10 protein-coding genes are annotated in these 12,584 nt (G+C 40.9%); 6 read left to right on the forward strand and 4 right to left on the reverse strand.

What is annotated here, in order from left to right; all coding sequences use genetic code 11:
- Positions 1–111: 111 nt before the first annotated feature.
- Positions 112–1,638, reverse strand: coding sequence for a fumarate hydratase (locus AN214_RS17740; protein ID WP_054980949.1), 1,527 nt, complete (start codon positions 1,636–1,638; stop codon positions 112–114).
- Positions 1,639–1,794: 156 nt separating this feature from the next.
- Here AN214_RS17740 and pabB point away from each other — a divergent pair, with 156 nt between their 5' ends.
- The 3 genes from pabB to AN214_RS17755 all read left to right on the forward strand — a co-directional run bounded on the left by pabB (position 1,795) and on the right by AN214_RS17755 (position 5,214).
- Positions 1,795–3,150: an aminodeoxychorismate synthase component I gene (gene pabB / locus AN214_RS17745; protein WP_054980950.1), complete on the forward strand. Its 1,356-nt coding sequence runs from the start codon at positions 1,795–1,797 to the stop codon at positions 3,148–3,150.
- 19 nt (positions 3,151–3,169) lie between these two features.
- Positions 3,170–3,742: a CoA pyrophosphatase gene (locus tag AN214_RS17750; protein ID WP_054980951.1), complete on the forward strand. Its 573-nt coding sequence runs from the start codon at positions 3,170–3,172 to the stop codon at positions 3,740–3,742.
- A gap of 95 nt (positions 3,743–3,837) precedes the next feature.
- Positions 3,838–5,214 (forward strand): L-serine ammonia-lyase, encoded by a 1,377-nt coding sequence (locus AN214_RS17755; protein WP_054980952.1) that lies wholly within the window; start codon positions 3,838–3,840, stop codon positions 5,212–5,214.
- A 63-nt stretch (positions 5,215–5,277) separates the two neighbouring features.
- Here AN214_RS17755 and cysB read toward each other — a convergent pair whose 3' ends face one another.
- Positions 5,278–6,255, reverse strand: coding sequence for an HTH-type transcriptional regulator CysB (gene cysB / locus AN214_RS17760; RefSeq protein WP_054980953.1), 978 nt, complete (start codon positions 6,253–6,255; stop codon positions 5,278–5,280).
- A gap of 222 nt (positions 6,256–6,477) precedes the next feature.
- Here cysB and AN214_RS17765 point away from each other — a divergent pair, with 222 nt between their 5' ends.
- The 3 genes from AN214_RS17765 to AN214_RS17775 all read left to right on the forward strand — a co-directional run bounded on the left by AN214_RS17765 (position 6,478) and on the right by AN214_RS17775 (position 9,579).
- Complete coding sequence (locus tag AN214_RS17765; RefSeq protein WP_235576775.1) at positions 6,478–8,022, forward strand: response regulator; 1,545 nt, start codon at positions 6,478–6,480, stop codon at positions 8,020–8,022.
- 2 nt (positions 8,023–8,024) lie between these two features.
- On the forward strand, positions 8,025–8,708 hold the full coding sequence (locus AN214_RS17770) for a sensor histidine kinase KdpD (RefSeq protein WP_054980955.1): 684 nt from the start codon (positions 8,025–8,027) through the stop codon (positions 8,706–8,708).
- Positions 8,709–8,817: 109 nt separating this feature from the next.
- On the forward strand, positions 8,818–9,579 hold the full coding sequence (locus AN214_RS17775; RefSeq protein WP_054980956.1) for a hypothetical protein: 762 nt from the start codon (positions 8,818–8,820) through the stop codon (positions 9,577–9,579).
- A gap of 49 nt (positions 9,580–9,628) precedes the next feature.
- On the opposite strand, the gene AN214_RS17780 is transcribed toward AN214_RS17775, so the two are convergent.
- Together AN214_RS17780 and AN214_RS17785 are read right to left on the reverse strand one after the other, a co-directional pair.
- Positions 9,629–10,225 carry a CBS domain-containing protein gene (locus tag AN214_RS17780; RefSeq protein ID WP_054980957.1) on the reverse strand — a complete coding sequence of 199 codons (597 nt, stop codon included), beginning with the start codon at positions 10,223–10,225 and terminating at the stop codon, positions 9,629–9,631.
- Between the two features lie 88 nt (positions 10,226–10,313).
- Positions 10,314–12,563, reverse strand: a complete 2,250-nt coding sequence (locus tag AN214_RS17785; RefSeq protein ID WP_054980958.1) for a response regulator — start codon at positions 12,561–12,563, stop codon at positions 10,314–10,316.
- Positions 12,564–12,584: the final 21 nt, after the last annotated feature.

Here is a 12,584-nt window from a genome sequence, read left to right on the forward strand (position 1 = left end):
CACACACGGCTTTAAAATACAAAACGCCCGATGAAGTGCATCGAGCGTTTTAATATTAAAAGTGTCAACCCATGCTAGGATGGGTCATTCAACTATTTGCTCAACCAAAAATTATTTTAGTTTTGCATCTAGCTCTTCAATTTTTGCTTTCCAGATTGCAGGGCCTGCGCTGTGTGCGTTGTTACCTTCGCTGTCTACTGCTACCGTTACTGGCATATCTTCTACTTCAAACTCGTAGATTGCTTCCATACCTAAGTCTTCAAACGCAACCACTTTTGCTTTCTTAATTGCTTTTGATACTAAGTACGCTGCACCGCCCACTGCCATTAGGTAAATTGACTTATTGTTTTTGATTGATTCAACTGTAGCAGGGCCGCGTTCTGCTTTACCAATCATGCCTACAATGCCAGTGTTCTCTAGCATTAAGTCAGTAAATTTATCCATACGTGTTGCCGTCGTTGGGCCCGCAGGGCCTACTGCTTCATCGCCTACTGCATCTACAGGGCCTACGTAGTAGATAAATTTATTGGTGAAATCAACACCTTCAGGTAAGCCTTCACCTGAATTAATCATGTCTTGTAAGCGCTTATGCGCAGCATCACGACCCGTTAAGATTTTACCGCTTAGAAGTACAGTTTCGCCCATTTTCCAATCAGCGGTGTCTTCTTTTGTTAAGGTATCAAGGTTAACACGGCGTGTGTCTTCACCTACTTCAAATGTTACTTCTGGCCAATCTTCTAGCTTAGGCGCTTTAAGATCTGCCGGGCCTGAACCGTTTAATGTGAAGTGAACGTGACGCGTCGCTGCACAGTTAGGGATCATCACTACTGGCTTAGATGCCGCGTGTGTTGGTGCTGTTTTGATTTTAATATCAACAACGGTAGTTAAACCGCCAAGGCCTTGTGCGCCAATACCGGTTTTGTTTGCGCGCTCAAAAATCTCTAAACGAAGCTTTTCTTCCGCTGTTTCTGCGCCGCGTTCCATTAACTCATGAATATCTACCGGGTCCATCAGTGATTCTTTTGCAAGTACCGCTGCTTTTTCAGCTGTACCACCAATGCCTATACCTAACATGCCCGGTGGACACCAGCCCGCACCCATGGTTGGTAACGTTTTTTCAACCCAAGCTGCTACATCGTCTGATGGGTTAAGCATAACCATTTTAGTTTTGTTTTCAGAGCCGCCGCCCTTGGCTGCAATCATTACTTCCACTTCAGCGCCTGGCACCATGTCGATATGCACAACTGAAGGTGTGTTATCTTTAGTATTTTTACGGCTGCCTGCTGGGTCTGCAACAATTGAAGCACGCAGTGGGTTATCTGGGTTAAGGTATGCGCGGCGTGTGCCTTCATCAACCATTTGCTGAACCGTCAAGTCGGTTTTATCCCATTTAACGTCCATACCAATTTTAACGAAACACGTCACAATACCCGTATCTTGACACAGTGGGCGCTTACCTTCTGCCGACATACGTGAATTAATTAAGATTTGTGCAATCGCATCTTTAGCCGCTTTGCTTTCTTCTTTTTGGTACGCCTTATCAAGCGCTTGTACGAAATCTAATGGGTGATAAAACGAAATGTATTGCAATGCATCTTCGATGCTATCAATAAAGTCTTGCTGACGGATAGTGCTCATTATGTATCCTTATTATATGCCGTGACGGTGGCAAATGTTTACAGTGTGAATAGTGTCAAACACAGCTTACTCATGCAATCTGTGCAGTAATTCGTTAAACTATGCATGTATAATAACCTCCCAACTCGTTTGCGACCAGTCTGGTAGTTAAAGTTAATGATAAATGAACAATTAATATGCAAAAAATTAGACTTAGCGCTAACTAGCGAACAGGTTTTTAGTTTTTTTGCAGATTTGCAGTATGCCATTTTCTTAGATTCGGCAAACCAAGCACACCCTAATAACCGTTTCGACATTATTGTGATTGAGCCAATTTTACTGATTGAAGTGAAAAACAATGTGACCTATGTCGATAATAACCAAACCGTGTGTGATGGGTTTAGTGCAATACACCACGCAATAAGCTCATTCGTAAAAGACAAAGCCCCATTTGATTTACCGTTTTCAGGCGGCGCTTTAGGTTTATTTAGTTACGATTTAGGCCGCTCAATCGAGGTAATGCCCGAAATCGCTAAAAATGATATCGATTTAGGCCAAATGCTCGTGGGTATTTACCCCGATGCCCTAATATTTGATCATCACGAAAACCAGTGGTTTTATATCGCACAGCCATGTTGTGATAGCGAAACACGCTTAAATAAGTACCTTGCACCGCTTACAGGCTCTGAAGTCGAGCGTAAACCGTTTGCCTTAACAACTAAGTGGCAATCAAACCTCACAAAAGACGGTTATGGTGAGCGTTTTAATAAAGTACAAGAATACTTAAAAAGCGGCGATTGCTACCAAATCAATTTGGCACAGCGCTTTGATGCAAGTTTTGCTGGCAACCCTTGGCTGGCTTATTGTAAATTGCGAAGTGCCAACCAAGCACCATTTTCAGCGTTTATTAATACTGGTGAGCAACAAATACTCTCACTTTCACCTGAGCGCTTTATTCAGGTAAAAGACTGTGAGGTTGAAACCAAGCCTATTAAAGGCACAGTGCCGCGCAGCACAGATGAAAAGATTGATGAAACCAATAAAACACGCCTTGCAAATTCAACCAAAGATCGCGCTGAAAACGTGATGATTGTTGATTTACTTAGAAACGATTTAGGCAAGGTTGCTAAACCGGGTACCGTTGAAGTACCTAAGCTCTTTGATATTGAAAGCTTTAACGCAGTGCATCATTTGGTATCAACGGTTACATCTACCCTTGCCGACGGTTACAACGCAATTGATCAATTAAAAGCGGCATTTCCCGGCGGGTCGATTACTGGTGCGCCAAAAATCCGTGCAATGGAAATTATTGAAGAGTTAGAACCTCATCGCCGCTCCATCTATTGTGGCTCAATTGGCTATATTTCGGCCTGTGGCACCATGGATACCAGTATAACCATTCGCACCCTAGTCTGTGAAAAAGGTAAAATTTATTGCTGGGCTGGCGGTGGCGTAGTTGCCGACTCAACTCTTGAGTCTGAGCTGCAAGAAACATACGATAAGGTAAATCGTATTTTACCTGTACTCGAATAAGTACTTGCTTTGGACATTTATGCAGTTAAGTGAATTTCTCGCCCGTTTTCATATTCAACAACCAAGCAATGACGTTGGCTTTCCAATACAAATGCGTAATATTGCTAAGCAAAGCGCCGTATTGGTGCCGCTGGTTAATGTAAGCGGTGAAATTCACCTGTTGCTGTGTAAACGCCCAAACTATTTAAAACATCACCCCGGGCAAATTTGCTTTCCCGGCGGTAAACTTGAAGATACTGACGCCAATTTACTTGCTACAGCGCTGCGTGAAACCTGTGAGGAAATCGGTGTTGAGATTAATAACCAACATGTTATCGGTGATATGGACAGTTATTGGACGCTCACCGGATTTGAAATAAAACCTTATATTGCCCTACTTCCCGAAAAACCCAATTTGGTACTAGCAACCAATGAAGTCGCCAGTGCATTTTATTTACCGCTATCACAGCTTATAGATCAAGAAAATTGGCAAGATATTCAATTCACACGTCAGTTTTCTGCCTATACTCTAACTGGGTTTCAAACTGAATACGGCTTGCTTTGGGGTGCCACCGCGCAAATCATTCGCAATTTGATTAAACATTTAAATTAAGCACATAAGCATTAATCATACTAATTAAAGTTAACATGATTATAAATTAGAGTTATGATATCCGGCCGTTCAAAGATTAAGTAAGAGATATTCGTATGATAAGTGCATTCGATATGTTTAGTATCGGCATTGGTCCTTCCTCATCACATACTGTGGGCCCGATGCGCGCTTCAAGACTGTTTGTAAAGTCATTACAAGAGCAAGCGCTATTAGAGCAAGTAACCAGTGTTCGCTGTGAATTGTTTGGCTCACTCGGACAAACGGGTATTGGTCATGGTTCGGGTAAAGCGGTTATTTTAGGCCTTGCAGGTCACGATCCAGAAACTATTGATGCCGATCTGGTGCCAAGCATTCTAGATAAAATCGAAAAAGAAGAAACTATCTATCTTGATCAAAGCCATGCTGCGGCATTTCCAAAAAAAGACGCCATTGTATTTCACCGTCGTAAAACCTTGCCAAAGCATTCAAATGCAATGGAATTACAAGCATTTAATGGAGAACAATGTGTCTTCCGTGAGATTTTTTATTCTATCGGTGGCGGCTTTATTGTTCGCGATGAAGATTTTGAAAAAGAAAAAGAAGCGGCACTAACGATACGCGAAGAAAATCCTGCACCATACCCATTTGATACGGGCGCAGAGTTAATGGCGCAGTGTAAAGAGCATGGTTTAAGTGTACCAGCCCTGATGATGGCAAACGAAAAAACCCTTAAAACAGAAAGCGAAATCACTGACGAGCTATACAATATTTGGCTTGTGATGAAAGCCTGTGTTGAGCGCGGTATGCGCACTGAAGGGATTTTACCGGGCGGTTTAAAAGTAAAACGTCGTGCGCCTAGCTTACACCGTCAACTCAATATTGAAACACATAACGATCCGCTACGTGCAATGGAATGGGTTGATTTATTTGCCCTAGCAGTAAATGAAGAAAATGCTGCTGGCGGTCGTGTTGTAACGGCGCCGACAAACGGTGCTGCGGGTATTCTTCCGGCAGTACTGATGTACTACCACACGTTTATTAAAGAAGTAGATAAAGATATCGCAACACGTTACCTGCTGACTGCTGCGGCGATTGGTATTCTTTACAAAAAGAACGCGTCAATTTCAGGTGCAGAAGTGGGCTGCCAAGGTGAAGTGGGCGTTGCTTGCTCAATGGCTGCGGGCGCACTCACTGAAATTTTAGGTGGCAATGTTGAGAAAGTTGAAAATGCCGCTGAAATTGGTATGGAACATAACTTAGGTTTAACTTGCGACCCTGTTGGTGGCCTTGTACAAGTACCGTGTATTGAACGAAATGCAATGGGTGCGGTAAAAGCAATTAACGCATCACGCCTTGCAATGCGCGGCTCAGGTGAGCAAAAAGTATCGCTTGATAAAGTAATCAAAACCATGTGGGACACAGGTAATGATATGAAAACCAAATACAAAGAGACAGCTCGAGGCGGACTCGCTGTAAATATCATTGAGTGTTAATCACAGCTAACAGATACAAAAAACGCCACGTAATGTGGCGTTTTTTTTGAGTCAAAATTGGTCTTAACGAACCGGTAACTCAATATCCCTAAATAGATGGTCGACATCATCTTGATTGCGTAACATGCATGCACGCTCAACAATGGTTTTATCCAGATGTGGCGCAAAACGCTCAATGAAATCGTACATGTAACTGCGTAGGAAAGTACCTTTTCTGAAACCAATTTTGGTGGTACTTGCTTCAAACAAGTGACTTGCATCAATTACCACGAGATCTTTATCGTTCATTTCATCAATGGCCATTGATGCCACAACACCTACACCTAAGCCTAAGCGCACATAAGTTTTAATTACGTCAGCGTCGGTTGCCGTAAACACGATTTGCGGCTCTAAACCATGCTTAGTAAAGGCTTTATCTAGCTCTGAACGCCCGGTAAAACCAAATACATAGGTGATTAATGGGAACGCAGCAACATCTTGTATCGTGAGATTATTTGCTTTAGCAGCAAGTGGGTGATTTTTTGCCACCACAATGCTGCGATTCCAGTGATAACACGGCAGCATAATTAAATCGGTATACAGATGCAGCGCTTCTGTTGCAATGGCAAAATCTGCATCACCGCGCGCGGCAGCATCAGAGATTTGCTGCGGTGTACCTTGATGCATATGCAGGGATACTTTCGGGTATTTGTTCATAAACCCTTGGATCACATTTGGCAAAGCGTAACGCGCTTGAGTATGCGTAGTTGCGATATTCAACTTACCTTGATCTGGTAAGGTATGCTCGTTGGCAACCGCTTTAATGCTTTCAACTTTCGCCAAAATCTCACGAGAGATATTGATAATGTCTTTGCCCGCCGGCGTAACATGCGTTAAATGTTTACCGCTACGACCGAAGATTTGCACACCTAGCTCATCTTCGAGCATACGCACTTGTTTAGAAATACCAGGTTGCGAGGTATATAAGTTTTCAGCGGTGGCTGAAACATTAAGATTGTGATTGAGTACTTCAACAATGTACTTTAGCTGCTGTAATTTCATAGCGAGTATTTTGTATTTATTATTACCTTTATTTATATACTTTTGTCTCTTTTATGCCAAGCATAAATTCAAAACTTACGTATTTATTCCATTTTTAACTACAAACTACCTTAGTATTTTGTAAAAGTCAGAAAAAAGCGTCTAAATTATTAGTATCAAAAATAATTTTCGGTTTTTATGGTTAATCCTCTTCAACGATACAAATCTATCTCGGTGCTTATTTTGGATGATTTTTCCGAATTCCGCCTATCACTAAAACAAATGGTAGAAAGTTTTGGTGTTCACCATGTGGACGTGTGTACCAATGCCGAAGATGCCCTTTCCTGCTACAGCGAACATCAACATGATATCTTGTTAGTCGATTACAACTTAGGTGATGGTTTAAATGGGCTACAGCTGCTTGCTGAGCTTAATCATCGTAACTTATTAAAATACGGCACTAACTATGTACTGATCACCGGTGAAACTGCCTCAGATTTAGTGATGGGCGCACTTGAATACCGCCCCGACGATTACCTTGCAAAACCATTTACCAAAACAACCCTGAAATCTCGCTTAGATAAGCTTGTTGAAAAAAGCCTCGCGTTTAAGCCTATTTATACCGCGTTAAATCAAGATAAGCCAAAAACGGCCCTTGAGCTTTGCGACCAGCTAATGGCAAAAAACAAACGCGTTGGTATTGAATGTTTGCGCCTTAAGGCTGAAATTTATTTAAAACAACTTAAATATGCGCAAGCACTCAGCATTTATAATTCAATTTTGCATAAGCGAGAACTTAGTTGGGCACAAATGGGCGCAGCGATTTGTCATTTGGCGCTATCACAAAGCGATCAGGCATTAAGCCTTTGTAAACTGATTACCACCAAAAATCCACAAGCCGTTGAAGCATACGACCTTGCTTGTGAGTGCTTTATTCAACAACACGACTTCGAAGCGGCATACGCAATTACACAAAAAGCCATTGCCGCATCGCCCAACTCAATTGTTAGGCAGCGCCAGTTAGCCTTATTAGCAACCCGCTACAATGAGCTGGAAATTGCCTTTAATGCTTACAAACGCGTTATGCAATTAGCCAGGTATTCATGTTTAGCACAGCTCGATGACTATATAAATCAGTTATGTGTTTGCACACAAATACAATTAACGGATCAAGCAAACTTTGTACGACGCGCAAAAAAAGAGTATCCCGCAATTTATCGTACAATTACAAAGCTCTACTCCGGTGTGCAAAGTCAATTAGCAATTGAAGTGCATCAGATATTTGTTGAGTACTTAGTTAATAAAGACGGCGCAAAAGGTGAAAAACTCATTTTAGTGGTAGATAAAATTGTTGATTACCCAGACGCGCTCAATTCAGCATTTATTAATCTGCTCGAAATCATTATGAAACACGCCGATATTGAAGTGGTTACCGCCAAGCTCGACCCAATTATTACGCGCGGTAAAGCGAAGATTATTTCACACGAAGACCACGAAAAATCAGAGAACTTCAATCAACAAGGCATGGTGAAATACAAAGAGAAAGCATTTGAAAGCGCTCAAGGGGCATTTGCAACTGCCCTAGCCAATGCCCCTAACAACCCAAATATTGCATTAAACCTGTTACAAGCGGCGTATCAACTGCATAAACAAAATCAAAAGTTCACATTAACAAAGCGTCAGTTTGCTTTGTCATTTAATGCGTTAAAAACGTTAGCGCCTCACGACCATCGTCACAAGCAAAGTCAAAGTCTGTTAAACTTTGCTAAAGCTAAATTAACGGGATAATTATGGACCATAATAAGCTCGACTTTTCCGTAGTCCTTGGCGCAAGTATGCACGATATGAAAAACTCACTGTGTATGCTGCTTCAATCGATGGAAACAATTAGTCAAAGTATTGAGCAAACGCCACAAGCACAATCTGAATTCGCTAAGATTCATTACGAAGTTGCCCGCGTTAATTCCAACTTATTACAAGTACTAGCCCTTTATCGCGAACACAACGCACAACTGCCGCTCAATATTGAAGAGCATTTTTTAGATGACTTAGTCGACGAACTGCTTGCTAAAAATGAGCTTTATATCACCAACAAAAATATTGATGTCAGTTGTGATATTGAACAAGATCTGGCGTGGTTTTTTGACGCTGACCTAATTGCCAACTTACTTAATGACATTCTTATTAACGCACTAAAATACACAGCATCGAAAATTCTCATTAGCGTACATCAACAAAATGATAAGCTTGTTATTGAAATTCACGATAATGGCGAAGGCTACCCCGAAAGCATGCTAGAGAAAGCCAATAATGAAATGTCCTCAGCCCTTATCAGCCAAGGGCGCACTGGGCTGGGCATCTATTTCGCCAATTTAATTGCATCTGCACATGTAAATAAAGAAACCAAAGGACATATCGCGCTTGCCAATGATGGGCGATTAGGTGGCAGCAAATTTACCCTTGTTTTGCCGTAAAAAAAGCTGGTAATAAAGTGCTATTATTAGAACTTTCCTTTTAACAACACTACACTAAGTAATTAGAATTAGTTAAGATTAGGGCAATTATAAGAATGAGAAAAACTCCATGGTAGTTTATATTATCATCACGCTAATAGTGGCACTAATTGTTATTGGCGTTTGGGTCAACGCGGTGCAGCAGCATAAAGAAAAACAAAATGTTGAGCGACGTCAGGAGCTTACAAAGCAGAAAAAGATCATTGAAGAAACTGAAGAAGTGCTAATGAATTCTGCTAATATTCCAATGTCAAAAGCCCTCTTTTCCGTATTATATCGACGCATTTACAGTGCATTAGCGGTAATGGCTGAACTTTCTCCCAATTCTAAAGAAATCAGAAACCGATTAACGGAAGCTAAAGAACGTATCGAAAATTCTTCAAGCCAAGACTCATCTGCTGAACGCATTGCGCTACCTGATAATGAAAAGCAAGTCATTGCATTATTACAAGGTGTTAAAAAACTACGTAGCATCGTTCGTTCTGAGCATTCAAAAGGCAAGATTGATACACAAGTGTTCTTAAACGAAGATAAACGTTTAGAAAAAATGCAATTACAAGTAAATATCGACAGCCAATTAAAACGCGGCAAAGCAGCGCGCAGTGCTAATATGCTCGGTTCTGCACGCCAGTATTTTGAAAAAGCGCTTGTGGTAATTAATTCGCTCAACTTTACAGACGAGTATGTCGCGTCACGCAAACAAGAAATAGAAGATATGCTTGACGAAATAATGACAGAGCTAAAAGCAACCAACGCGAGTGATGCAAAGAAAAAGCTTGATAACGAAAAAGATGACTTAGATGAACTCTTTGCACCGAAGAAAAAGTGGTAAGTTAATTCATTTCATTTAAAAAAGGGCGTACATTACGCCCTTTTTCATATTATGTGGTTTTGTTTTTTTCTAGTTGCGCAAACACCACATCGAAAATTTCTTTAAAGGTGTGTGCCTTCTCATTAATATTGATTGGGATATGTAATGCTCTTGCGATATCGCTCGCTGAAATAAGCCCTCGTAAAGTATGCTCTTTATCGATCAATAATACATGCTGCTGACCGAGATTTTTTAGCGTTGCCAATACATCACCAATGGTGTAATTGTTAATTTTTGCAAAATCAATAGCGCGCATTTCATCTTTCTTTAGCATCAAGTTCTCAACCGACAAATCACCTCGAGAGACATTTCTAAGCTGCGCTATATGCAGTACTTTGTACGATGATAAATCACTTGAACTGATCACCCCCATAAAATTCTCGTCGTGATCAATTACGATTTTTGAGCGCACATGGCCCATTTTCATCATATACAGCGCTTGGTCAACTAAAACGTCTTTTTCGATTAGCTGTGGCCGTTTTTGACTGAAGTCAGTGACAATATGAGAGGCGTTACTTGAAATATCGAAGGCTTGATTACCACATAGATTCGAAATCGACTGCACATTATTTAAAGAGATTGTTTCAATCACCCTAAAGTTTGCCATAAATCCTCCTCATAAATGAGAAAAAGAATGCGAAGTGTCGCGCGACACGTCAATTGAAGCAGTTACTTTTAACTATGGTGAACAGTGGCTAATTTTTCAAACTATTGAACATTTTATGTTCTTCTATATGCAGTTTAAATTGCGACAATACATCCAACAGCTCAACCGGTAGAAACGGTTTAAATAATACCTCATCGATACCGAAAGACTTACAATAGATGTACTCATCTTCACTGTCGCTCGACGTAACCGCAATTATCGGTACACCAATTTTATCGCTAGACTCTTGCATACGTATTGTTTGAGCAGCTTCATAGCCACTCATTTTCGGCATAGCACAGTCCATTAAAATAATATCTATTTCATGCTGATGCTGCTGCCACAGTGCCACCGCCTCTTTACCATCAGCTGCGACAATCACATTATCACCACGGTTCATTAAAATCGCGCTAAGAACGCGTTGGCTAATCGGTGCGTCATCAGCTATTAATACGGTTAACGGCACGGTTTCTTGTGGCATAACCACATCGTTACTCTGCTTAATGTTATTAACCAAGGCTGATTTAATATCACTTGGGTGCTTTGGTAGTTGCCATACTTGGTTATAGCCAATATTCGTGACTCTGCTGACATCTGCATCCGCAATTTCGTCACCAAATACAATTAAATTTGCTGGTCGATTGAATCTGTGACGGTTAATTTTTTCATAAAAACTAACTAATTGATTATCAAGTTCACTGTGTGACAACAATACAAAGTCGAATCCAGCAAACTGTAAGTCGTCCCCCAGCATATAATTAAGCGCAGCCTCTGCATCTTGTACATGGGTGACTTGCATTTGCCACTGTGCAAACAGCTCACTTAAATAACGCGCTAAAAACAACTTACTATCTAAAATTAAGACACGTTTATTGGCAAGTAACCCCTCATCATCAAGGTGATTTTCAATTAATGTACTGGTTGGCAGCGCTAAGGTAAATCTAACATCGGTGCCAAGCCCTGCTTTTGAGTTAACCGTAAATGTGCCGCCCATTAAGGTCACTAGGTTTTGGGCGATTGTTAAGCCAAGCGCATTAGATGAGTTGCCTTTTTTGGCTTTTGATTTCGGATTATTTAACTGCGCGAGTACAGTTTCATCAATGCCTTGACCGTTATCACGTACGCTAATTGTAAGCTCTGACAAGCCCGTCGTTACTTCGGCGTCTACATTAATCGAAATATCGCCACGATCAGAATATTTAATTGCTTTGTTTACAAGGTTACAAATAACCTGCTTTAAACGCACCGAGTCACCGACTAAATAGCTCTTTATAGCCGGGTCAACATAAGTGACTAAGCGCAGATTTTTCTCTTTCGCTCGCAACTCAGATTCTTGGAAAATCTCACGAATTAATGCATGAATATCGAAAATATGCTGGTCGAGTGCGAGTTGGCTATGCTCAATTTTGGAGTAATCTAAAATACCATTTAGCAGCTCAAGCATATTAAACGCGCTTTTTTGAATAACACTAACGTAGCTGTGTTGGCGGTGATCAAGCTTGGTTTCTGATAACAAATGCGCCATACCCAAAAGCCCATTCATTGGCGTTTTTACTTCCATACTGATATTAGCGAGATATTCACCTTTTAGTTTATTGGCATTCTGCTCTGCTTGCTTTTGCTTTTTAAGATCGCCAAATGATTTAGACAACGCCCCCATCATGGCGTTAAATTCTACAACAAGGCGATTGATTTCATCATCGCGCGCTTGTTTTCGATCGAGTTTGAATTCTTCCGGTGCCGACATATTCACGTGGCTCATTGAATAAGCCAAATGATTTAAATGACGGGTTACTAGTAAGTGCACTAAGGTGAAAATGATCATTGATACAATAAAGGTCTTTGCACCTTGAGTAAGCAAAGTTACCACGACTTTGTCTGCTAGGTAACCATACACACCCGACATATCCATTACTACAATCAGTTCGCCCAAATGGTATTTAGTACGATTAAATCGGTAATCAATGGCCCAAGATTTACTTTTAGCGTATTTGGTTTGCGTTTTATTTACGGTAAGACGATTGGCATTATCTTGCCAAATCGTTACTGACGATACGTTAGGAAGTTCGCTAATACCCTGTAGTAACAATTCGAGTTGCTTTTCATCTTCCGCCCAAAGTGCATTGGTAACCGAAGGTAAATGACTTTTTTCAATTTGCTGAAACCCTTGATCGATCACGCTGAGATCGCGCTTATAATCCATCCAAATAATGGTACTAGTTATCATCAGTGTAAGAATGGAGCTAGTCAGTAAAATACCAACAAGCAGCTGTTTTGCTAAGGGGTTTTTCAGTTTCAACGGACTACATTAAATTATAAT

The organism is Pseudoalteromonas sp. P1-9, from assembly GCF_001399975.1.
Lineage (GTDB): Bacteria > Pseudomonadota > Gammaproteobacteria > Enterobacterales > Alteromonadaceae > Pseudoalteromonas.